This is a genomic window from Paenibacillus sp. J31R30, from assembly GCF_059692115.1.
Genome location: NZ_JCAUAV010000001.1, coordinates 658,147 through 680,519, shown reverse-complemented (window position 1 = coordinate 680,519; position 22,373 = coordinate 658,147). Strand labels below are relative to the sequence as shown.

At 47.2% G+C, this 22,373-nt stretch carries 20 protein-coding genes; 7 read left to right on the top strand and 13 right to left on the bottom strand.

The genetic code is table 11. The annotated features are described in order from the left end of the window. Positions 1–3 precede the first annotated feature (3 nt). Together AC58QO_RS02250 and AC58QO_RS02245 are read right to left on the bottom strand one after the other, a co-directional pair. Positions 4–1,752, bottom strand: a complete 1,749-nt coding sequence (locus tag AC58QO_RS02250) for a sensor histidine kinase (RefSeq protein ID WP_497263673.1) — start codon at positions 1,750–1,752, stop codon at positions 4–6. A gap of 106 nt (positions 1,753–1,858) precedes the next feature. Then, positions 1,859–2,701, bottom strand: a complete 843-nt coding sequence (locus tag AC58QO_RS02245; RefSeq protein WP_497263671.1) for an AraC family transcriptional regulator — start codon at positions 2,699–2,701, stop codon at positions 1,859–1,861. Between the two features lie 152 nt (positions 2,702–2,853). Here AC58QO_RS02245 and AC58QO_RS02240 point away from each other — a divergent pair, with 152 nt between their 5' ends. Then, positions 2,854–4,365 carry a sulfatase family protein gene (locus AC58QO_RS02240; RefSeq protein WP_497263669.1) on the top strand — a complete coding sequence of 504 codons (1,512 nt, stop codon included), beginning with the start codon at positions 2,854–2,856 and terminating at the stop codon, positions 4,363–4,365. Positions 4,366–4,451: 86 nt separating this feature from the next. Here the strand turns inward: AC58QO_RS02240 and AC58QO_RS02235 are convergent, their stop codons facing one another. The 3 genes from AC58QO_RS02235 to AC58QO_RS02225 all read right to left on the bottom strand — a co-directional run bounded on the left by AC58QO_RS02235 (position 4,452) and on the right by AC58QO_RS02225 (position 6,658). Then, positions 4,452–4,802, bottom strand: coding sequence for a hypothetical protein (locus AC58QO_RS02235; protein ID WP_497263667.1), 351 nt, complete (start codon positions 4,800–4,802; stop codon positions 4,452–4,454). Between the two features lie 328 nt (positions 4,803–5,130). Then, positions 5,131–5,964, bottom strand: coding sequence for a hypothetical protein (locus AC58QO_RS02230; RefSeq protein WP_497263665.1), 834 nt, complete (start codon positions 5,962–5,964; stop codon positions 5,131–5,133). Continuing rightward, on the bottom strand, positions 5,930–6,658 hold the full coding sequence (locus tag AC58QO_RS02225) for a hypothetical protein (RefSeq protein ID WP_497263663.1): 729 nt from the start codon (positions 6,656–6,658) through the stop codon (positions 5,930–5,932). Before AC58QO_RS02225 ends, AC58QO_RS02230 begins: the two co-directional genes overlap by 35 nt. Before the next feature lie 226 nt (positions 6,659–6,884). Between AC58QO_RS02225 and AC58QO_RS02220 the strand changes: the two genes are divergently transcribed. Then, positions 6,885–7,151 (top strand): hypothetical protein, encoded by a 267-nt coding sequence (locus tag AC58QO_RS02220; RefSeq protein WP_497263661.1) that lies wholly within the window; start codon positions 6,885–6,887, stop codon positions 7,149–7,151. 161 nt (positions 7,152–7,312) lie between these two features. Here the strand turns inward: AC58QO_RS02220 and AC58QO_RS02215 are convergent, their stop codons facing one another. After that, positions 7,313–8,083 (bottom strand): phytanoyl-CoA dioxygenase family protein, encoded by a 771-nt coding sequence (locus AC58QO_RS02215; RefSeq protein WP_497263659.1) that lies wholly within the window; start codon positions 8,081–8,083, stop codon positions 7,313–7,315. A 133-nt stretch (positions 8,084–8,216) separates the two neighbouring features. Between AC58QO_RS02215 and AC58QO_RS02210 the strand changes: the two genes are divergently transcribed. Next, positions 8,217–9,017, top strand: coding sequence for a helix-turn-helix domain-containing protein (locus tag AC58QO_RS02210; RefSeq protein ID WP_497263657.1), 801 nt, complete (start codon positions 8,217–8,219; stop codon positions 9,015–9,017). A 436-nt stretch (positions 9,018–9,453) separates the two neighbouring features. Here AC58QO_RS02210 and AC58QO_RS02205 read toward each other — a convergent pair whose 3' ends face one another. The 7 genes from AC58QO_RS02205 to AC58QO_RS02175 form a co-directional block, all read right to left on the bottom strand. Next, positions 9,454–11,103 carry an exo-alpha-sialidase gene (locus AC58QO_RS02205; RefSeq protein WP_497263655.1) on the bottom strand — a complete coding sequence of 550 codons (1,650 nt, stop codon included), beginning with the start codon at positions 11,101–11,103 and terminating at the stop codon, positions 9,454–9,456. Positions 11,104–11,400: 297 nt separating this feature from the next. Further along, the gene (locus AC58QO_RS02200) at positions 11,401–12,357 is read right to left on the bottom strand and encodes an ROK family protein (RefSeq protein WP_497263653.1); all 957 of its coding nucleotides are present in this window, start codon (positions 12,355–12,357) and stop codon (positions 11,401–11,403) included. An 11-nt stretch (positions 12,358–12,368) separates the two neighbouring features. Beyond that, on the bottom strand, positions 12,369–13,052 hold the full coding sequence (locus AC58QO_RS02195) for an N-acetylmannosamine-6-phosphate 2-epimerase (RefSeq protein WP_497263651.1): 684 nt from the start codon (positions 13,050–13,052) through the stop codon (positions 12,369–12,371). A gap of 17 nt (positions 13,053–13,069) precedes the next feature. Then, positions 13,070–13,987 carry a dihydrodipicolinate synthase family protein gene (locus tag AC58QO_RS02190; RefSeq protein WP_497263649.1) on the bottom strand — a complete coding sequence of 306 codons (918 nt, stop codon included), beginning with the start codon at positions 13,985–13,987 and terminating at the stop codon, positions 13,070–13,072. Between the two features lie 59 nt (positions 13,988–14,046). Continuing rightward, positions 14,047–14,877 (bottom strand): carbohydrate ABC transporter permease, encoded by an 831-nt coding sequence (locus tag AC58QO_RS02185; protein ID WP_497263647.1) that lies wholly within the window; start codon positions 14,875–14,877, stop codon positions 14,047–14,049. 11 nt (positions 14,878–14,888) lie between these two features. Further along, complete coding sequence (locus AC58QO_RS02180) at positions 14,889–15,785, bottom strand: carbohydrate ABC transporter permease (protein WP_497263645.1); 897 nt, start codon at positions 15,783–15,785, stop codon at positions 14,889–14,891. Positions 15,786–15,864: 79 nt separating this feature from the next. After that, a complete protein-coding gene (locus tag AC58QO_RS02175) occupies positions 15,865–17,265 on the bottom strand; it encodes an ABC transporter substrate-binding protein (RefSeq protein ID WP_497263643.1) in 1,401 nt (466 codons plus the stop codon). A gap of 533 nt (positions 17,266–17,798) precedes the next feature. Here AC58QO_RS02175 and AC58QO_RS02170 point away from each other — a divergent pair. The 4 genes from AC58QO_RS02170 to AC58QO_RS02155 are packed head-to-tail and all read left to right on the top strand — an operon-like array spanning position 17,799 to position 22,355. Next, positions 17,799–19,406: a response regulator gene (locus tag AC58QO_RS02170; protein ID WP_497263641.1), complete on the top strand. Its 1,608-nt coding sequence runs from the start codon at positions 17,799–17,801 to the stop codon at positions 19,404–19,406. A gap of 4 nt (positions 19,407–19,410) precedes the next feature. Beyond that, complete coding sequence (locus AC58QO_RS02165) at positions 19,411–21,219, top strand: cache domain-containing sensor histidine kinase (protein WP_497263640.1); 1,809 nt, start codon at positions 19,411–19,413, stop codon at positions 21,217–21,219. A 24-nt stretch (positions 21,220–21,243) separates the two neighbouring features. After that, complete coding sequence (locus AC58QO_RS02160; protein WP_497263638.1) at positions 21,244–21,666, top strand: CidA/LrgA family protein; 423 nt, start codon at positions 21,244–21,246, stop codon at positions 21,664–21,666. Next, complete coding sequence (locus tag AC58QO_RS02155; protein WP_497263636.1) at positions 21,663–22,355, top strand: LrgB family protein; 693 nt, start codon at positions 21,663–21,665, stop codon at positions 22,353–22,355. The genes AC58QO_RS02160 and AC58QO_RS02155 overlap by 4 nt, the downstream gene beginning before the upstream one ends. The last annotated feature ends 18 nt before the right edge of the window (positions 22,356–22,373 follow it).

Sequence of the window (22,373 nt, the reverse complement as noted above, 5' to 3'; positions counted from 1 at the left end):
CCCTTAATCCTCCGTTCTTATCGGTAAACTTAAAATGATAGAAGCGCCATGCTCGGCTGACTCATCCACCCGAATCCCATAAGCTTCACCGAAGGCTAGTTTAATGCGATCATCGATATTCAGGAGACCGATGCCTTTGCCTTTCGTTGTCACTTCACCACTTCGCAGTCTTTCAATCATGCCTCTCGGCATCCCTGGGCCCGTATCCTCAACGGCGAGGTAGATCCCCTCTTCGTTACTCCATCCTCGGATTGAAATTTCACAAGGCTCAATCGTTGACTCCAACGCGTAGTGAATGGCATTCTCCATCAAAGGCTGGAGCGTCAACTTCGGAATGGCCCGATCCATTAATTCTTCAGGTACATCCAGCTTGAACACCAACCGCTCTTCGAAACGTATTTTCTGAATTGTCACATAGCTTCGGACGATATCAATTTCCTCACCTAGCGTAATAATCGGTTCCTTCAGATCTACAGAGTGCCGAAGCAAATAGGCAAGTGCTTCCACCATCTCGGAAATTTTGGATTGCCGATTGACCTTCGCCATCCAATTAATCGATTCCAATGTGTTGTACAGAAAATGCGGATTTATTTGCGACTGCAGCGCTTTAAATTCCGTTTCCTTAATGAGCAGTCGATTGGCATAATTCTCTTGAATTAATGTATTGATGCGTTCAATCATGAACCGGAAGCTCCGCTGTAAGAGCCCGATCTCATTCATTGCGACCTGGCCGCCTGGCGGAAATAAATTCGCTTCTTCGAAATTCCCTTTCTCTGCCAGCTTCATCCGCACCATCAACTCGTCTATCGGCCGGGTTAAGCTATACGAGAATCGTATACCTAACAAAATGACGACCACGAAGATGGCTATGAAGACGAATACGACCATCTCTTTAATGAATACAATTCGATCAAAAATCTGATTAAAGGGCGTTATATTCAAATACGTCCAACCTGTGTTCAGCGATTGTATTTGTGCAATGAAATATTCTTCACCGTCAATCTTCTGAATTTCATACCCTTTAACCGCTTTCATCGGCTTAGCGATTCGACTCGAATCCAAGGAAGGATCACTCGGAAATATCACATGTTCATCGGAAACGATCATGACATCGCCCTCTTCCGGTGCAATATCGCGAACGATTTTCTCAATATTGATACGAATGACAAGCGTCCCTAAATAGTCCAAGTCAAAGTTCGTTTTATGAAATGAGCGAATTTCCCGCGTCGCAATCAAGGCCGAATCATTGCTGTCCGGGTAAAGCCATCGATTTTCCCCATTGCCCTGTGCAGCGACACTCAGGATATGATTTTTCCTATCCTCGTCCATCCTTAGTATGTTGCCGCCTTCGTGCTCGTTCCCTTTGGCATCCATAATTTGAATGGAATATAAATAAGGCTCCTCACCTGAATAGCTGATCAATCGATCGATCAAATAATGACTAATAATGAGGCGGTCATAATCAGATGGATTTTTTTTGAGCAAAGTCAACCATTCCTGAACCTGCTCTTCCGCCAAAATCCGGTAAGAAAGCTGCTGCAATCGCTTAAGCTCTGTTTCGATCGCCGTTGACGACAAATTAAGTACGCGCGAGGATTTCTCATAAATTTGTCCATCATAGATCGAGAACACATACTGCTGAATCAAGATCGTAAATGTTAACGAAACCGCGATAATCATCGTTATCAGAATCGACAGCTTGTTTTTAATCTTCATATGCCGATAAGCGTCTATGACTGAACGTAAACTCATGCTTGGCTGACTCCCTATGTCGTTTTGTATTCGATTATGGCACCCGGAAGGATAATGGTCAACGGTCAAAAGAAAATCCCACATGGGTCATCTACCCTGTAGGATATTAGCTCCTGTATCTACGCGGTGAGACTCCCATATAGGTCGTGAAAGCACGCGTAAACGCATAAAGCTCGGAGTAACCTAATGAATAGGCGATTTCCGTCACGGATAACGACGTTGTTTTGAGGAGCTCTGCCCCCTTCTCTATGCGCTTACTAGCTAAGTAGCGTTGCGGAGAAACGCCGTATTTTTTTAGAAATGCCGCATATAGATGCGACCGATGGTAGCCAAAATGCTCTGCTGCATCCTCCACGCGAATGTGCTCGGTATAATGCAGATCGAAGAAATCCTTCACTTGCACCAGCCAATTCTCTTTCTCCTTCGAGGAAGAACGGTTCACTTGCAGATTCATTTTATAAAATAGGTCACTAAGCGCCCGCTGTTCAAGAAACATGTTTTTCTTCGACCCCGAAATTACACCAATCACACTTCGCAGTGCCTCACCAACTTCGTGACTCATGATTCCGCTTAGCCAATACTTATCCGGTGTAAGACCAAACTCTGCTGTTACTAGCGGTAATTGATTCCCTTCCATAGCAAGCCAAATCATTTTCAATGGAGGCATGCTGTCTTCCGTTTGCATCGTTTCATAGACATAAGGACGTCCGGGAAATAGGCAAAATAGATCTCCCTCGCTTAATTCGACGGTATGATCAAGTGAAGTCACCTTTACCTTGCCTTGCACAACCCAATGAAAGCTAGTCTGTTCAATCACTTTGGGACCAATGTGATAAATAGGCTTAGCCATGTTCTGACCCGCGCGTACAATCCAACAGCCGCTTGCAACTTGAAACGGATGGGGAATCGCAAACCACACATCCGCAAATTCCATCTCGAATTCTTGCATCTGGGACCTCCTTTACTACTTTTTCTCTTCTACTTAGCTTAATTAAAAGTCGACAAAATGACAACTTCTAACATCCTATCATGTTGTTGTCTTCCTCCTGTTTTTATACTAATGATAGTGAGTAATATGTTAATGAAAGGTGGAGATGACCCATGAAGAAACCGAATATTCTTCTCATCACAAGTGATCAACAGCATTGGAATACGATTGGCGCTTTTAATCCAGAACTATCTACACCCAATTTGGACCGGCTTGTCCAAAAGGGAACGACCTTTACCCGGGCTTATTGTCCTAATCCTACCTGTACACCGACAAGAGCCTCCATTATTACAGGCCAATATCCAAGCCAACATGGCGCATGGACGCTCGGTACGAAGCTTTTGGAAGATCGACATACCGTTGGTGAGGATTTTAAAAAAGCGAATTATCGCACAGCGCTGATTGGTAAAGCACATTTCCAACCACTCAAAGGCACAGCGGAATATCCCTCATTAGAAGCTTATCCGCTCCTGCAAGACCTTGATTACTGGAAAACATTTGATCAACCCTTCTATGGCTTTGACCATGTTGAATTAGCGCGCAACCATACGAATGAAGCACATGTGGGACAACATTATGCACTATGGATGGAAGAGAAAGGGCTCACGAACTGGCGCGATTATTTCTTAGCTCCGACAGGAACGATGGACCCTAAGCAACTGCATCATTGGGCAATTCCCGAAGAGTTTCACTATAATACCTGGATTGCTGAAAGAACGAATGCCCTTCTGGAGCAGTACCAGCAGTCAGAGGAAAGCTTCTTCCTGTGGTCGAGCTTTTTCGATCCGCATCCGGACTATTTAGTTCCATCTCCATGGGACACGATGTATGATCCGGACAAGTTAACCATCCCAAATGTAACGCCTGGCGAGCATGAGAAGAATCCTCCGCACTTCGGCTTAACGCAGGAAGAGAATCCCGACTTTTCCTATTTAAAAGAAAGCGGCTATGGCATTCATGGCTATCACTCGCATTCCCAACTGTCAGAAACTGAGCGCAAGCAAATCGTGGCGACCTATTACGGCATGATCAGCTGCATGGACGCATACATTGGGCGTATTTTGGATCGGCTTGAGGCGCTCGGACTTGCCGAGAATACGATCGTTGTTTTCACAACGGATCATGGTCATTTCTTCGGTCAACATGGCCTTCAATATAAAGGCGGCTTCCATTATGAGGATTTAATTAAGCTGCCTTTTATCGTTCGTTACCCAGATCATGTTCCAGCTGGCAAAACCTCAAATGCCATCCAGTCCCTCGTCGATCTCGCGCCTACCTTCCTCTCCATGGCTGGCTTGCCGATCCCTAGCTTCATGACGGGCGTTGATCAAAGTGCCGTATGGACAGGTCATACTGAACGAGTACGTGAGCATGCGATCTGTGAATTCCGTCACGAAAAGACGACCATTCATCAGAAGACGTATGTGGATGATCGATATAAATTGACCGTCTATTATAATCAAACGCATGGCGAACTCTTTGACCTCCAAGAGGATCCAGGTGAGATTCGAAATCTATGGGATGATCCTGACTTTAAAGAATTGAAAGCCACTCTGCTGCTGTCTTATATTTGGGCTGAGCTTGGGAAAGAACCGTTGGCGATGCCGCGGATTTGGCATGCTTAGAGCTGAACGAATTCTATTGCACAAAACTTGTGCGCTAGCATTCTGCCTAAGCCTGTGATGCCGCTCTTGCGCACAAGTTTTGTGCGCTAGCACGCTGCCGCCGCCGGGGATGCTGCTCTTGCGCACAAGTTTTGTGCGCTAGCATGCTGCGCCTCCGGGGATGCTGCTCTTGCGCACAAGTTTTGTGCTCTAGCATGCTGCCGCTGCCGGCGATGCCGCTCTTGCGCACAAGTTTTGTGCGCTTGCATGCTGCCGCCGCCGGCGATGCCGCTCTTGCGCACAAGTTTTGTGCGCTTGCATGCTGCCGCCGCCGGCGATGCCGCTCTTGCGCACAAGGTTTGTGCGCTGGCACGCTGCCGCTGCCGGGGATGCTGCTCTTGCGCACAATTTTTGTGCTCTAGCATGCTGCCGCTGCCGGCGATGCCGCTCTTGCGCACAAGTTTTGTGCGCTAGCATGCTGCCGCTGCCGGCGATGCCGCTCTTGCGCACAAGTTTTGTGCGCTAGCACGCTGCCCCTGCCGGCGATGCCGCTCTTGCGCACAAGTTTTGTGCGCTAGCACGCTGCCCCTGCCGGCGATGCCGCTCTTGCGCACAAGTTTTGTGCGCTAGCACGCTGCCCCTGCCGGGGATGCCGCTCCTGCGCACAAGTTTTGTGCGCTAGCATGCTACCGCCTCCGGGGATGCTGCTCTTGCGCACAAGTTTTGTGCGCAAGGAAAACAGTAAAAAAAGCTCCCCACGCATGGCAAGCTGGGAGCTTCTTAATCCTATAAAACCGTTTGAAAACCTGTCTTATCGGCATGCTTATATTTAACCCCTGAATCACGCGTCGATATGACCATCATATCTCGCCAAATCAGCAGATCAGTCACCTCGGCTTGCGCATTCAAGGCATGCAGCATAATGTTGCCTTTGATTTCGATCAGCCTATACAGCCCTGTATTCGCACAGACATAAACCGCTCCGCGATGAGCGACCAACCGATTCAAAAACATGCCCTCAAACCGATGCTGAGTCAATCCGCCTTTCTTATTGCCAACGACTAAACCTCCACGCTCCGTTGTGCCAACTAGCAAGGTGTTGAATACAGCTAAGCTGGTCACAGCCTGTGTGAGCGGAATGTTACACCAATCCCCTGTAAATAAATCGTAGAAGGCGACGCCATCCTCAAACCCTAAGAAGATAAAATGAGGCGTAACTAGCAAATCGTAGGTTTTCTTTCCCCGATAGGCAAGTGGCAGCCATTCCTCTTCATTCCCACAGAGCAAGCCATTCTCCGTTAACACGAATCGATCTCCCCAGCCAATTGCCCGATAACAGGGATCCGTGACACTTGTTTGCTGCCACACCTCTTCCTCTAAGCGATACAATCCGTGGCTCGTGGAAGCGAATAATTGCGTTTCAACCCAATCTAATCGGAATACATGAACATGTGCAGGCAATCCCTCTGACGCGCTTTCCCAAGAGCGTAATGGCGAGAACTGGACCACACCATACCCTTCAGTCCCTGCATACAACACCCCATCTGGGGAAGCCATCAAGGTAGTAAACCGTAGAGACAACAACTCATTGGTGGATGGCCATGTCGAATTTTTTTCCATGAAGACCCTCTTCTCTGCAGCAAGTACATCCGCGACTTTCCAAATATATACCTTTCACAAGTCTGAGATAATCCAGAGATTGATCCATTGTGAAATCGTTCGTTTCTATACAATGCTGCTTACCGCTCATCAGATTCACGACTTGCAGCTGAACTGGTACCGTACCGAATGCTTTATTACAAAATACAACGGACATATGTGTAAACAGTTCTAGGGATGCAACGCTGTCTTCCATGACAAATTTGTAGATCACAACAGATTGTTGCGATGCCTCCATCGCTTGAATGATCATGGATAATCCCATATCCAGTTCCTCGACCCACACATGCATGCTTTCAAATAAAAGAAGCGGCCATTCGCTTCGACTATCGTTCGTCAGAATGTGAAACAACTGATCAACGACTATTTGCTTAACCTCGGTATAAAATGAGTTCGTCCCAAATTTTTGAACTTTATTCGTCCATTTCTTTTCGAACTCTTTCTTTAAAACACTATGCGTCCGAGCAAGCACAGGTAACGTATACCATGCGTTGATCGCATGATAGGCTGCGAATTGGGTAAGCTGCTGCCAATTCAGCTCCTCGGAGGTTGATCTATTATCTTCATGAGAAAGGGTGTACAGCCATCGCTCTAACTGATAATCTGCAATGATCTCCAAGCTCCCGACGCCAATACCGCTTTCGCTATTATTCATCTCGCTCGCCCCCTCATGCTGCTGTTCACATTCGTCATCTATTGATAATCATTTTCATTTAGTTTCACTACAACGAATGATAATGGTTCTCACTAATATTGTCAAGATGAACGAACAACATTTGGAGCTGTTTGACAAAATGTCAGAAAACGACACCGATTTTCGAGCGACATCGCATCCGAAATACGTTAATCTATGAAAAATGATTCATAGGAGGCGTACTAGGATGCAAAACTTACAAATCTGTGGATTGGGTTTTATCGTGCTATGTATCATGTACTATCTCGTTATCGATGTTTTCGAGAAGAGCAAACGCCTCAGACAGACTGCATTAATCCTGGAGGAACCCATCACTGAAGCGGTTACCATCGTTGCCAGTATGGTTCCCCCTCCTACTCAGGAAGGTGTATATCCCATGTATATCGACTGCAGTCGAAATGAACAATTTATCCCGCCACACTCGAATAACGCCTTAACCCCTGTGACCATATAAAGGTAGCGCTCCTCAAGTCAATGAGTGTTACGGCTGGAACACCCCAAATGGCCCTGCCGTACTCCTCTGGACACAATAACACCAAGGTTTTCCATGCAGATGTTACTAGTTTTTTAAAAAAGCTGGCCACTCATCCGTCGGATGAATGGCCAGCTTTTTGCTTAATATAGCGGATATTTCACACGCAAATCTTCACGGTGTAAGACGCTGGAATCGTTGCGGATATAGTGGCACACATAGGAGCGGCGCCAGCGGTCCTTGCTGCGATTTTTGTAGGAAGAGTGAATGAGCAGCTCATGAAAAAATAAAATGTCCCCTTTTTCCATAATGACTGGAATCTCATGTGCTAGATCGACACCCTCGGTTTCATCGGTCCAGCTCTCATGTTCCTCGAGATTCGTCACTTTCCCATGTGGCAGCAAGCCTAACTTGTGTGTGCCAGGAATTACCCATAAACAACCGTTCTCTTCGTCTACCAGTTCCTCCAAAGCAATCCACGCTGCAATCATCGATTTCGGATCATCCTTGATGTAGTAATAATCCTGATGCGGCGCTTGTCCTGGTGAACCTGGCTCCTTGTAGAAATACATACTTTGCACGCATACTGCTTCATCGCCCATCATTTGCGCAAGAGCGCCCCGCACAAGTGGGAGCTTCATCATCTGTTGTGCAAAACCGTCATGCTTATGCGGATTGAAAAGTCTGACGGAAAAGCGATCTTTATCATTTATTTGTGAGCCAGCCTTTTTGGGGAGAGCCCACTCTGGCATCTCATTCGAAGCTCGGATACTGTGAATATGTCCATTAAAGGCATCAATGAGATCCGCGCTGCATCCCTTTTTTAACAAATAGTACCCATGCTCATGGAAAAACGCCAATTCTTCTTCGCCTATTGGTGTTAGTCGGTCCTTGATTTGACTCTTCATAGCCATTTCCCCTTTCAAAATGTAAGCTCTAGCTCTATACTTAGCATACAGTCGTGCTCCCATTTCGAACATGGCTGTGATTGACAATAATATATCTGTAATTGATATTCATCGAAATGTACATGAGGAGAGTTTACCCATGCATACGTCCCCCTTATTTCATTTACCTCGGATTCATTCTGCTGTTGGGGGAACGGTCTTGTATCCACCAGGGAGTCGATTCGGCCCACGGATTCAGCCTGATCTTCAACTTGTTTTGCTGCATACGGGTTCCATGACTGTAAACATTAATGATGTTCCAAACCTGGTTCAGCCTGGGCAGGTGATTCTTCTGAAGCCAGGGCATCAAGAACATTTCGAGTTCGCGAAAGAAGTGGAGACATGGCATCGGTGGATCGCTGTTCATGTTGACCAACTTTCAAAGGAAGAAATGGCCCTTTTGGAGCAGCTGCCGCCTATACAAGCGATATCTGAAGAAATGAATCGGTTAACTGACATCCTACTCTCTTTACGATTGCGTTACGAGAGTACCTCCGCAACACTTTGCAGTTTGGGACTAGCTGCCATTCAACTATTTATTGCAGAGTCGACAAGCAGTCATTTGCAGCATACGCATCCTTCGGTACTACACGCAAAGAAATACATAGAACAGCAATTCCATGACCATCTTTCGTTGGAGGGTATTGCCGATGAAGTAGGTTTGTCGCCTGAGCATCTGGTTCGTTTATTCCGTAAGCACGAAGGTATAACGCCGATCAAATTCGTGTGGAATTATCGCATCCTTCGGGCTAACGAATTACTAGCGCAGACTGGCTTATCCATTGGCGAAATCGCTATGCGCTGCGGCTTCAAGAACTCGTTTCATTTTGCGCGTGTGTTCAAAAGCACAACAGGAACCACGCCGTCCGATTACCGGCACGGCAACTGGCGAGGGAAATGATACCTCCGTTTCCCGCAAAAAAAAGAGGGTGTCCCAAAAGCCATGAAAATGGCGAGGGGCATCCTCTTTTTCAATTTCGTAAAATAAAAAGAAACCGTTCTTTACATTGTACTCTCCGTTCCTAGGTTGCAATCTAGCATGAGGCTGTCCCCCAGGGCAAAGATGCGAAAGAGCATCCTGTTTCAGCGAAAACGGCTGAACATAGCTAAATTAGTGCAGAAGAGCATCCTTTTGGGCCGAAAAGGTACCCACATGCGGAATACAGGCTGAAATTGTTGCACTTTCGCACGCATTTCAAAACGCGAACTCATCTCGATAACAAAGGTTGCACTTTTGCACTTTTGCACTTTTGCTTTGCATCACAGCTGCCCTTCACATTACAAGAGTATCCCCTGCCATATAGATGGCTTTTGGGACACCCCCTCCCTCTTACTACTTAAGGCGTTTCAATCCACGCCTTACTCATGCGCGCTAATGCGACTTTGCTGCCCGCAGGCTTCTCGTACAGGACGAAAATGGTTTTATCCGGCGCAACACCAATATCCGAGTAGCCATTCGTTCCTGCATAGATTTCTTTGGACTTATACCAAGTTGCTGCATCATCATTGCTCATCCGAATCGTCATATTTGTGCGTGTACTCGTGTTCGCAGGGTTTGTAAACAGAATCGTAGAAGCATCATACCGCTGAATACTTCCTGCTACGATAGGGTCGATCAAAGCGGTATCCGATACCGGTGAGCTCCAAGCTCCATTAACCCCCGTGGATGTTGATACTGCGCGATAATCACTGCCCGGATTGCGCATATTCGTCATCAGCTTGCCATTAGATAGTTGAACCATCATATTCTCGTGGATGAGCGAAAATCCTGATGGATTCGGTACTTTCGAACCTGCATTCCACGTCACACCGTTATCCGTGCTATATATCGAGGCTACGGTTGAATTCGTCCAATTGGACGTCGTGATATAAATCGGAACGAGCAGCACGCCATTACTCATTTGAATCCCATGTCCCGGCCCCATGCCAGCGCCTGATAAGTTAGCAAAATAATTCGCGTTGCCTACAGTTTTGTAAGGTGTCAGAACGGATGTTATATCTTGCGCCGCCCCCCATGTTACACCGTCGTCGGTACTCGTACGGATGAAGTACTGGCAGTTCCCCCAAATCCATCTGCTCCACAGCAGGTGCACTCGCGTGCCTGTATTCTCGGCGATGAGCATTGGGTTCATCTCGGCGTAGCCTTGCGATTTACCAGGCGCCAAAATGACTTGACTTGAGAACGTCGTTCCACCGTCCGTGCTGCGTTTAAACACGATATCGGTTGGCGTCTGATCGCCGCCAGTTCGCGCTTCTGCTGCCACGAGCACCGTGCCGCTTGCACTTACGACAATGCTAGGAATGCGATACTGGCCATAGCCTAAGCCATCGGAAGTCGTAAACAGCGTTTGTTCCGTAAGAAACGCCAACTCCTTTACCTGAGCCGCTGTCAATGCCACATTGTAAACGTTCACATAATCAAGAGTGCCCGAAAAGTACCACTGACCACCACCACTATCTACATTTCGCCCCACCCACATGCCATTGATATTCGTCACATTGGAAAAGAAGCTGGTTGATGCCGAACTCGCTTTTTGATACCCATCCACATAGATTTTCGTTCCTGAAGCTCCTACCGTAAGCACCGCCGTATGCCAATTCCCATCGTTGTAGGTCCCAGAAGCGCTGAGTTGTGTGGCATAGCTGCCATTTTCTCGATTTTCGAAATAAACCGTCCCATTATTCATAGTGAAAGATAAATTACTTGAAGGATCATTCGTATCCGACACGCTGAGGAACGTCTTGGCAACCGCTGTGCTCGTCGATTTAAATTTTACCGAGATGGAGCCCTGCGTCAGGGATGAAACCACGGTACGATCTGCCGTTTTGTCCACGAAGTCAGACGTACCATTGAATGTGCTGTTGATCGCATAGTTCAGCACAGCTGCTGGAACGGATGCCTCTGCGGAGTTACTTTGAAAGGTGAGAGCCGTTATAAGTACGGTCACACAGAGCAGCAGTCGAACAACCTTCGTTAATATAGTCATAAATAATTACCTTCCTCTCACTCGTCTATTGGCGTTTCTTTTCCTTGCCCTCTTCCCAAGCTCAGCTTGCTAGCTACCTCCCCTCCCACTATTCGTGAACAGGCATCCACCTGCCCGACTAGCTCTATCATAGAGCCACTTTTCGTCCTTGATAATCCCTTGAACTTGACTTTCAGGGGCTCTTTTTTGACCATTCCTCACGATATTTGCCCTAAAATTACAGAAAACCTCCGCTCTATCGCGTTATACGATAAAACAGAGGCTGCCTTCTCAACTATGCTCGTTCTTTCATGACTTTCATTCCCACAATTGCAGTGCTGCACCAATCATGCCGCTCCAATTACCCCGGTAGGCCGGTTCAATTCGAACACCATCCCCCATAGATGGCATCACTCTTCGGGCTACTTCTTCCCTCAATGCCGCAAACAAGCGATCTCCAGCCTCTGATACGCCACCGCCAATCACGATCAATGCCGGATTAAACGTGTGAATCAAGGAAGCGATGGCTGAGCTTAACGCCGCCAAGGTTTCTTGCATCAGCTCGTTCGCCAGTGGGTCCCCAGCCTGCCAACGAGCAAAAACCTCGCGCGTATCCACTGTCTCACCCGCTTCACCCATGCGGGCAAGCTTATCGTGCATACGCTTTGCAATATTTGTCCCTGACGCATATTGCTCCAAGCATCCGATCCCGCCGCATACGCACGGAATCCCGTTGAAATCAACCGATAGGTGGCCAAGTTCGCCGCCACCTCCCCATATGCCGTGGACGAGACGGCCATCGACGATAAGCGCGCCCCCAACCCCCGTCCCAAGTGCAAGGCATAAGAAATGTGCCACACCTCGTCCAGCTCCCAAATGTTTCTCCGTCAAAGCGAGCACATTCACATCGTTATCGATGATGACAGGCAGCTGAAAGTGCTCCTGCAGAATGTCCTTCAGCGCCGTTCCCGCATAACCGGGAATCAGCTCAGACGCTGAGCGAATCGCGCCCTTCTCCCAATCGATTTGCCCTGCACTTCCGACGCCAATGCCTTTCAAACGCAAGCCCGGCATTGATCTTTCGCCTTCCGCGATCACCTCACGAATTGCTTTCTCAATACGATCCACCGTGCTCACTTCGCCCGCCAATGTCGCCAAGCTAACCATTCCCAACACATCACCTTGTGCATTTACGACGCCAGCATTGATCTTGGTACCTCCAACATCAACGCCAATTACGTATTCTGCTAGGGGGTCATACGTATACGCTCCCACCAGACTTCCCCCTATGCACGCTGATTTAATAATGCCTTCACATATCGCTCTGTAATGAGCTGAGGCCTTGTAATGGCACTGCCCACGACCACATAAGAGGCACCACAGGCCATCGCTTTTACGGCTTCCTCTGGCGTCCAGATCCGACCTTCTGCAACAACGGGCACGCTAACTCTAGCACAAAGCTGTTCAAGCAATTCGAAGTCAGGCCCTTCCTGCTGCGTACTGTACGGTGTGTAACCGGCGAGGGTCGTCCCGATGAAATCGACACCAAGCGCTTCTGCTGCTATTCCCTCTTCCAACGTGGATATATCCGCCATCACCGCTGCACCCATCGTATGAGCCCAATCGATCAGCGGCTTCACCGCTTCCAATCGCCCTTCACGATTCGTGACATCAAGCGCAACCATATCTGCGCCAGCCATCACGATGGCTTTCACTTCGTCCAAAGTCGGTGTAATAAACACACTGGAGCTAGGAATGTTTCTTTTAATAAGCCCAATCACAGGCACGTCTACTTCTTTTTTTATCATCAAAATATCCAAAATCCCGTTCGTCCGTATGCCAATTGCACCCGACTGGACAGCGGCTCTCGCCATTTTCGCCATCGTATCGCCGCCATGAAGAGGTTCGTCCTCCAGAGCCTGACAGGAAACGATCAAGCCGCTCATTGGAAATAACTCTCTACGTTCCATCCGAATCTCCCCCACTCTTATGCCTTTGCCAGCTCAGTCAGCGTCACGATCCGCGCATTAAGCTGCTCAATTCGTCCTTGATCCTCTGAAGTGCAAGGCAATAACGGCATTCTCGGCTCCCCAATATCGAAGCCACGCAGCTTTAGAATCGCTTTGCAAGCGCCATAGAGGGATGGGAATGAAAGCAATTCAGCGATAAGCTCATTTACTTTGAACTGCCATTCCTGTGCTTGACGCATATCTCCAGCCACATAACATTGTTCAATTTTGAGGAAAAGCTCTGGCATGACGCCATAGGTACCACCGATACCACCGTCTGCTCCAATGCTTCGTCCCGCTAAATATTGCTCATCCGGCCCGTTGAATACCAGAAAATCACGGCCTCCTGCCGCCTTGAATTGCTGCAGTTCAAAGGTGCTTTCGGCGGAGATTTTTACACCGATGACTTTGTCTTGTACGGCCATTTTCGTTAACAGACTCTTCGATAAATGAAAACCTGTCGTCTGCGGGATATGATAAATGATGAAAGGGAGCGATGTAGCCTCGATAATCGCCTGCCAATGGCTCTCCACACTATCCGGTGACAACCGATAATATATCGCAGGAACCGCTGATACAGCGTGAGCCCCCACTTTTGCTGCATGCTTGGCAAGCTCCACACTATCTCGCGTAGCAGCTGCCCCTACATGGGCAATGATCGTTAGTTCATCGCCAACTTCCTCCATGACGGCCGAAAGGATCAGCTTGCGTTCTTCAACGGTTTGCAGCATGCCCTCTCCTGAGCTGCCGCCAACATAAAGTCCTTTCACACCAGTGGAAGCGTAATAACGAGCCAAACGTCGCACAGCTTCTGTATTCATTTCGCCTTGCTCATCATAGCTAGCATATAAAGCGATAATAATACCGCGAAATTGTTCTAAATTATAAGGATTCATATGTGATTTCCTCCGAGTTATGAAATAATAATTTGTTCGTTTTTCATGCAATCTCAACCTTATCCCTTCACAGCACCCATGGTAATCCCTTGTGTAAAGGCTTTTTGGAACACCAGAAAGATCGTAATCATCGGAACAGACGCGAGTGCCGCTCCTGCCATCATGATTCCGTAGTTGGTCGTAAATTCACCTTGCATGGTTGCTACACCTAGCGGCAGTGTCATCATGGAAGTAGACCTCGTCATAATGAGCTGGCTGAAATAATCGTTCCAGGATGCAATGAAAGTAAAGATCGCTAGCGCTCCTAGCGCTGGTTTAAGCAATGGCAAGATAATCGTAGAGAATAGTCGGATTTCGGAGCAGCCATCAATCTTAGCCGCTTCAATTAGCTCCCCAGGTACCGTCTGTGCGAATTGTTTCATCAGGAAGACCCCGAATGGCCATCCAATCGCCGGTAAAATAAGTCCATGATACGTATTGACCCACCCGAAGTCAGCTAACATGGTAAAAAGCGGAACTAATATCACTTGTTTAGGCAGCGCCATCGCAGCGATGAACATCGTAAAGATGATTTTACGCCCTGGGAAGAGCTTCTTCGCCAGAACATAGCCCGCAGAAGCAGAGACGAGACAGACAGCGAACATTTCAACCAAAGCGATGACGAAGCTGTTTAACGTCCAACGCCATACCGGATTTTTAAACAAATCCACCCAGTTCTGTAAAGTTGGTTTGAGTGGAAACCATTCCGGCGGAATTTGTGTCGCCACAGTTTGAAATTTAAAGGCCCCCGTCACAATCCAATAAAACGGAAATATAAAAAACAACGTAGAAAGGATCAACAATAGTGTGGAAAATCCGTTAAATACCCTTTGCCCAGCGTTTACTTTCATGATGTCCCCTCCTAGTACTCAACATCGCTGCCAAAGAATTTAAATTGAATTAATGAGATGATCCCGATGATAATCGCCAGGAATACCCCCATAGCCGAAGCACTGCCGAAATGACCAAGCACGAAGGCTTGCTCGTAAACGCCATACATCACCGTAGATGTGCTATAGACAGGACCACCCGAAGTCAGCAATTGAATCAACGCAAAACACTGAAACGTATTAATCGTCGTGATCACGATAATATAGAGATTGGTCGGCATGAGCATGGGCCAAATGATTTTAAGAAAGATTTGCCATGGTGTCGCTCGGTCGATTTCAGCTGCTTCGATATAGGAAGTTGGGATATTGCCTAGAGATGCCACATAAAGAATAATCGGCTGACCTACAGATGTTGTGATCAAAACGGCGATAATCGCTAGCAGAGCAGTACGCTGGTCACCTAGCCACGATATCGGCTCTAGACCAATTAATCCTCCTAAATAGTTGAGAATGCCGTAATTCGGATGGTAGATCCATCCCCATACAACCGTAATACTCACGACAGAAGACACGGCTGGCAGATAGAAGACACCTCGGAAGAATGACCGGGCAAATTCCTTTTTCTTATAGATAGAAACCGCCACGAATAAGGAAAAAATAATAACAATAGGAACCGTTATAACGACTAGCAGCAGTGTATTTCGCATCGATTTCAGAAACGTTTCATTGTGAATCAAATCCACATAATTATCGAATCCAATAAAATCAAACGTTCGCAAGGAGTAGTCGAAAAAGCTGATATAAATCCCTTTCACCATGGGATAGGCAACAAATAGCAGAAAGAATCCAAGTGCAGGCAGTAAAAAGACATAGCTCATAAGCCAATCTCGACGTATGTAACCCTTAGTTTTACGAACCGTTACCTCCATTTTCTTCCCTCCTTTTCTTTTTTGAGTTAAAAAGAGTAGAGCACTCACGCACTCTACTCCCAGAGGACATTCCTCTTGCCTATTTGGAAGCTGCTTGATCTTTCTTGGCTTTCGCAATGGCCTCGTTCGCTTTAGTCGCGAAGCTGTCCAACGCTTCTTTACCTGTTGCTGCCCCCGTTAATACACGTTGTAATTCAGGGAACCAGAATGTACGGATTTCCGCATAACCATCAGCAATTGTAGGGGCATCTGTAATAAATTGACGAGCCGTTTCGGCGTATTTGTATTCGGGATCACTATAAAGACCTGTAATGGACGTACGCGCAGATAATCCGCCTGTTTGGATCAAGTTTTTCTTCCCGTATTCGGGATCATTTGCAATGAAATCCACGAGTTTTTTGGCAGCGGTAATCTTGTCCGCATTGCCATTGTTAAATACGGCCATACCGCCCAAATAAGGCTCAAGCTTAGGCTTAGATCCATCTAAGGTTGGGAATGGCAGAAGAATATCTTCGAATTGCACCTTTTTGAGCGGAACGTTCTGAGCTTTAAGTACGGCTGAGTAATTCAATGTAAAGGCTAATTTGCCTTGCAGGAACAAATCGTTAACATCGGCAGCTGCTAGGGAAGCAGAGCCAGATACACTGATCTTATCCTTCGTCGCCTTAGCTACCCAATCCAATGCTTTGGCAGCGTTGTCCGTATTAATCGCCACTTTGGAATTATCCTCACTCAAGAACCTCGACACACCTAAGTTTGCAATATAAGCACGTGTGCCTTGGTCTCCTGCTGTACTTTTCGCGAAGAAACCGGTTGGAATAATGTCAGGCGCTTTCTCTTTCACCGCTTGCAAGGCTTTCTCGTACTCAGCCACTGTCCAAGTCCGGTCAGGTCGGCTCAGCGGCAGCAAATCGAGGGCACCGATTTTCTCAAAAACGGTCTTATTGACGGCCATCATAAATGGCGCCGTATTAATCGGGTACATGTAAATCTGATCGCCGACCATGGATTGCTTCCACAGGGCTGGCGTAATATCTTTCTTCACTTCTTCGGTGACGATGTCATTCAGCGGAGCGAGGAGCTTCTTCTTTCCCCAATCGATAATACGCCCTGGCGCATCGTAGATCACATCTGGCGCCGAGTTCGAGGCGATGGCGACGTTCAACTTTTGCGGCCCGCCCTCAAAAGTAATCATTTCTAGGTTGACTTTAATCTCTGGATGCTTCTTGTTAAAAGCTGCGATAATCTGCTTCTCGTATTTCCCAACTTCCCCATCAAGCGGTTGAAAGTTCGGGAAGTTCCACCACGTAATCTCGACTGGCTTCGCAGCCAGAGGACTTGGTGATGCCGCTTTGTTTGCAGCAGTACTCGTGGCTGTGTTCGCTGGTGTATTCGTAGATGAATTCGTACAAGCAACTAACTGCGACCCGACAAGAGCAACGCCTATCAGTGTCATAAGTCCTTTTTTCATAGCCCTCATGTGAGCACCCCCGTTATTTTTCGTGGAATAAAAGGCTTCGTTTCATTCCGTGCCCTTAGCATACGTGATATTGAAATCGAGGAGAATCCCCGTATCTTTACATTCATAGTCGTATTCTGACTTGTTCGTTTTCTAGCAACAGACAGCCTCTTTTCCGATAATTTTAGTGGTATACTTAATAAAATATCGCTTATATGACATGAAGATGAGGCTCGATCGCAAAAATAACGTTATGAAAACATCTTATTTGCTCGTCAGGTAGAGAATTCTGAAGAATAGCGTTATATCATAGCGTTATTTCGACCTAAAAGACCGGATTTCACTCATTTTGATCGAAATAGCGTTATTTCGTAACGCTATTTTTTCGTAGAACATGCATGTGAAGCAAATAGCGTTATGGCAGACCCTCATTTGGAATCGTATGTGACCGCACCTTTATAAGGGGAGACAACTGCCTATGTAATCGAACGTTTCATAAAAATTCACTGTCTCAAGAGATTCATTTTCAAGTCCTAACAATATGGGGGAACTGCATGTACAAACTACTCGTTGTCGAGGATGAACCTCTGATCAGAGCTGGCTTACAGCACTATTTTAACTGGTCAGAGCTTGGTGTCACTACGATCGTTGAAGCAGCAAATGGGAACGAAGGCTGGCTCACCGCACTGCATGAGCAACCTGATCTGATCATCACCGATATTCGCATGCCTGAGATGGACGGACTTCAGATGATTGAACACATTCGAGCGACACTCCCGGATACCCTCTTTATTATATTGACTGGTTTTAATGACTTTGAATACGCCCAGAGAGCCATTCGTCTCGGCGGTGTGCACGCCTTTCTACTGAAGCCATTGGAATATGAAGAAAGCCTTTCGACGATTCAAAGCTGCATGACAACGCTTAAGCAACGGCGAAATGACCTGATCCTACGCAACGCATTGGAACAACAAGCTCATGAAAACCAAAGCTTCAGAAGCAACCAGTTGGTCAAATTACTACTGGAAGATGAGCATGCAGCTTGGGAGGATGGCATTGTACCTCATCTCAGCGACTTCGGAACCATGAGGATCATGTATCAACCTTTTGTTGTCACCTGTTTGCCTCCGACTTATGAACACAAAGCATTCAAACAGCAAGCCGAAAGCATCATTCAGATGGTTTTAGAGGCGATGTATGACGCCAGTATTCCCCATCAACTTTTCTTATATATGGATAGGGTCAAATGTTATGCTGTGGCTGTGTTTGCTGATCAAAAAGAACCCTTTGAGGCAGACAGCTTCTCACTGCCAATCTACGACTCCCGTTTATTTATAGCCATAGGAAAGCCAACAACGGATAGCTCCCAATTATCTCAACTTCTCCGTCAAGCGGATCAGGCCCTATATCAACGCTACTATCGAGCTCATCAACAGGTTTTCGTTCCAATTGAAACAGGCGAGGTACCTGCACGTGCCAAGGATTCTCGCTTGCTTCTGGAGGAGGCTGATAAAAATCGGTTAATTTCTGGTCTTGAAGGCGGGGATCAAGCTGACATTGAGCAGCTGATGAACCGCCTCGCTCAGGACTTGATCCACCATTTGCCCCATACTTCCATGGATCGCGGATTCGCCTTCATCCAAGAAATCATATCGATTACGATTCGCTTCGCCCATCGGAATGGCATTCCTGTGGAAGGCGTCTATAGTGAAAAACTGCTAAAGCTAACGTGTGTCGATGATTTCCCAACGCTAGACGCGCTCTTCAGCTGGCTGGCGGCCTGGATGGTGCAAGTCAGCGGAGTCTATCGGGATGAGTTCGCTTCAACGAATCACCAGGATGTGCTTATTTTTGAGCATATTGAAGCCTTTATCAAAGAGCATATCGACCAGGATATTACGCTGCAAATGGTGGCGGATCGCTTCTTCTATAACCCATCGTATTTAAGCCGTATTTTCAAAAGAAAGCTAGATAAGAACTACATGCGGTTTGTGACTGAAATTCGCATCCATTATGCGCAAGAATGCTTGAAGAAGCCCGAGTACTTGGTAACAGATGTATGCACGATGTGCGGGTATAAAAGCTACAAGCATTTCGTCAAAACCTTCCGAAGCATTACCAATATGACGCCAACCGACTATCGGAAAAAATGGGGGTGGTAAGCCTGTGAACGCATGGCGGCGGCTCTCGCAGCAGTATCGGATGAAGCATGTCAATCATCAAATCTTCGTGCTCATGATCCTGATTATCACGGTCCCCTTATTGATCATCTCGGTCATTATTTATTTCTTTTCCATCCAAGCCGTCAAAAATGAATACCAGAGCTCCTCGAACTTAATTCTTACGAATCTGTCCTTCAATATTGACCAGTATTTGCAGAGTATTGAGAAAGGCACGCTCAACGCGCAAATGGATGGGCAGCTGCAGAACGCGTTGGAGCATTGGATCGCTGACGGAGACGAGAACAGCAATGATCAACGGATTCAATACGGGAACACCATTGAACACTTTGTCAGCTCCATCGAAATGACGATAAAAAATGTGGACAGTGTCCAGATTTACGCAGGTTCTCGTGTCTTCTACTCGGCTAATTTCAATCGCTCGGATTACGATGTAAAGGACTTCACGAAGGAAGACTGGTACTTACAGACGCAGCAAAGCAAAGGCGGTATCGTGCTGTTCGGTACCCACCTTCCCTTCCATCGCGTGAATGCCAAGGCTCCCGTCATTTCCATCGCGAGGGTCATTAACAAGGTCGGAAGCAAGCAGCCGCTAGGGGTTATGCTCATTGATATCCGGTTGGATTCGTTACGCGAAATATTGAAATTGTCTGAGACGAGTAAGCGCAATTTTACGATTATTGATAGTCATGGTACAAGTATTTACAATTCGGAAAGTACGCCAGCAAACTCAAATGTACCTATTACACTAGAGAATCAGAAGCTTCAGAAGGTTTTGATTACTGAAAATGGGAGCTTTTATGCTTATTTTGCCGGGGCTAATTCGTTCATTAACTTCGTGACCTCGCCCTATTCGGGCTGGAAGGTTATTCAATCCATCGATGAGAAAGAAATGACGAAGCAAGCCGAGATTTTGATCAAAATAATTCTGGCGTTAGCCTGCTTATCCCTAGGAACTGCGGTATTATTCATGTACATGCTATCCGCGCGCGTAACGAAGCCTATCATTCTATTAAGTCGCAAGGTAAAAATGGTTGGCTTAGGCAATTTCGATGTTGATATTAGCTCTGATCGGCAGGATGAGTTCGGCGTGCTGTACCAAGGTATCCGCAAAATGTTAGAAGACCTGCAAAACTACATCGAGCGTTCTTCTATGGCGAAAGCCCAGCAAAAGGTCGCGCAGTATGGCGCTTTGAAAAGCCAGATTAACCCTCACTTTCTCGCCAATGTGTTGGAGACGATTCAAATGAAGGCGATCATTGGCGGGCAACGGGATGTTGCAGAAATGGTCGGCATCCTCGGCAGACTCTTCCGTATCCATATCCAAACGGGTAAGGAAACGGTTACCCTGCAGGAAGAACTGATCCACATTCGACTGTATGTGAAAATCCAACAACTGCGTTTTGGTGATAAAATTCAGTACCGTGAAGAGCTCTCGTTGAATAGCGAGGCGTTGCAGGTTCTTCATTTTTCGTTGCAGCCGTTGATTGAGAATGCCTTTGTACATGGATTAGAACGGAGTAGTCGTTCTGGGTTGCTGGAAGTATCTTCCGAGATATCGGGGGATGACTTACTGATCCAGATCAAGGATAATGGAGTTGGCATAGATGAAATGAGGCTTCAACAGCTGCGAAACCGTCTCGCCCAACCTTCAGACACACTAGATGAAACACATATTGGTATCAAAAATGTGCATGATCGCATCGTTTTCTATTTCGGTGACCCCTATGGGATCGAGATCGATAGTCAACTTGGCGAAGGTACGACTGTAAGGATTCGGATTCCTGCTCGGTAGTAGGAAATAGAGATGAGGGGCCATGTGCGCCCCTATGAAGGAGACAACATGTTAGGACTTGCGATTTTACTTGCTTTTAATGGGATCGGCATCTGGCTCCAGACGAGCTTTCACATCCCGCTCCCAGGTAATGTGATTGGGTTAATTCTATTTACCATTGCCCTGTTTGCCAAGCTTATTAAGCTGGAATGGGTCGAAACGACGGCCAATTGGTTCACGGGCCATATGATGTTATTTTTTCTGCCTTTTGTCGTTGGGACCATGGCTTTCTTCCCGCTCATCGGGGCGAATTGGCTCTCTATCGGGGTTGGCGTCATGGGAAGTTCTGTGGCCGTCCTCATTGTAACTGGATTTATCACCTCCAAAATGCAGCGTCATGAGGAGAAGGGGCATCGGATTCATGCGGGTACACATGGGCAAAAGTCTGCAGAAGGCGGGATGAAATGAACACCTCCGATTGGTTAATGAATCCGATGTTTGGCATCGCGCTTAGCGTCGTAGCCTACACGGCTGCGCAGCATATTCACAAGCGTTGGCGGTGGCTGCATCCGCTTTTTGTATGTTCAGGCTTGATCATCTGCATCCTGCTCAGCTTTCATATCCCCTACTCCGCCTATAAAGTGGGCGCAGATATGATTACCGTGCTGCTTGGGCCAGCAACGGTGGCTCTCGGTGTGCCGCTATACAAGCATGCCGGCTTAATTAAAAAGCATCTCACCGGCATCTTGATCGCCGTGACGATTGGATCGCTGACCGGCATCGTCAGCGCCGCTGCTCTTGTCGGCTTCCTCGGCGGGAGCCGCGAGATTCTGCTCAGCATGCTGCCGAAATCCGTTAGCTCGCCGATCGCCTTAGAGATCTCACGCCATCTTGGCGGCTTGCCGGAACTGACAGCCGTCCTGACGGTGCTGACAGGATTGTTTGGCAGCATGGTCGGCAGAAAGCTGCTGACGTGGCTCGGAATGCGGGACGCTCTATCGATCGGCATCGCTGTTGGGACTGCTGCGCACGGGATTGGCACGGCACGACTCATCAAAGATTCTGAGGAAGAAGGCAGCATGAGCGGCTTCGCCATGGGGGCTGCGGGGATTATTACGTCGATTTTGTTTATTCCAGTGTATTGGTGGTTTATGTAGCGGAACGATTAGAAATTG

Bases quoted from the DNA above. Each gene is read 5' to 3' on its own strand.
- AC58QO_RS02250 (WP_497263673.1), bottom strand. From the start codon at position 1,752: ATGAGTTTACGTTCAGTCATAGACGCTTATCGGCATATGAAGATTAAA.
- AC58QO_RS02245 (WP_497263671.1), bottom strand. From the start codon at position 2,701: ATGCAAGAATTCGAGATGGAATTTGCGGATGTGTGGTTTGCGATTCCC.
- AC58QO_RS02240 (WP_497263669.1), top strand. From the start codon at position 2,854: ATGAAGAAACCGAATATTCTTCTCATCACAAGTGATCAACAGCATTGG.
- AC58QO_RS02230 (WP_497263665.1), bottom strand. From the start codon at position 5,964: ATGGAAAAAAATTCGACATGGCCATCCACCAATGAGTTGTTGTCTCTA.
- AC58QO_RS02225 (WP_497263663.1), bottom strand. From the start codon at position 6,658: ATGAATAATAGCGAAAGCGGTATTGGCGTCGGGAGCTTGGAGATCATT.
- AC58QO_RS02220 (WP_497263661.1), top strand. From the start codon at position 6,885: ATGCAAAACTTACAAATCTGTGGATTGGGTTTTATCGTGCTATGTATC.
- AC58QO_RS02215 (WP_497263659.1), bottom strand. From the start codon at position 8,083: ATGGCTATGAAGAGTCAAATCAAGGACCGACTAACACCAATAGGCGAA.
- AC58QO_RS02210 (WP_497263657.1), top strand. From the start codon at position 8,217: ATGCATACGTCCCCCTTATTTCATTTACCTCGGATTCATTCTGCTGTT.
- AC58QO_RS02205 (WP_497263655.1), bottom strand. From the start codon at position 11,103: ATGACTATATTAACGAAGGTTGTTCGACTGCTGCTCTGTGTGACCGTA.
- AC58QO_RS02195 (WP_497263651.1), bottom strand. From the start codon at position 13,052: ATGGAACGTAGAGAGTTATTTCCAATGAGCGGCTTGATCGTTTCCTGT.
- AC58QO_RS02190 (WP_497263649.1), bottom strand. From the start codon at position 13,987: ATGAATCCTTATAATTTAGAACAATTTCGCGGTATTATTATCGCTTTA.
- AC58QO_RS02185 (WP_497263647.1), bottom strand. From the start codon at position 14,877: ATGAAAGTAAACGCTGGGCAAAGGGTATTTAACGGATTTTCCACACTA.
- AC58QO_RS02180 (WP_497263645.1), bottom strand. From the start codon at position 15,785: ATGGAGGTAACGGTTCGTAAAACTAAGGGTTACATACGTCGAGATTGG.
- AC58QO_RS02175 (WP_497263643.1), bottom strand. From the start codon at position 17,265: ATGAGGGCTATGAAAAAAGGACTTATGACACTGATAGGCGTTGCTCTT.
- AC58QO_RS02170 (WP_497263641.1), top strand. From the start codon at position 17,799: ATGTACAAACTACTCGTTGTCGAGGATGAACCTCTGATCAGAGCTGGC.
- AC58QO_RS02155 (WP_497263636.1), top strand. From the start codon at position 21,663: ATGAACACCTCCGATTGGTTAATGAATCCGATGTTTGGCATCGCGCTT.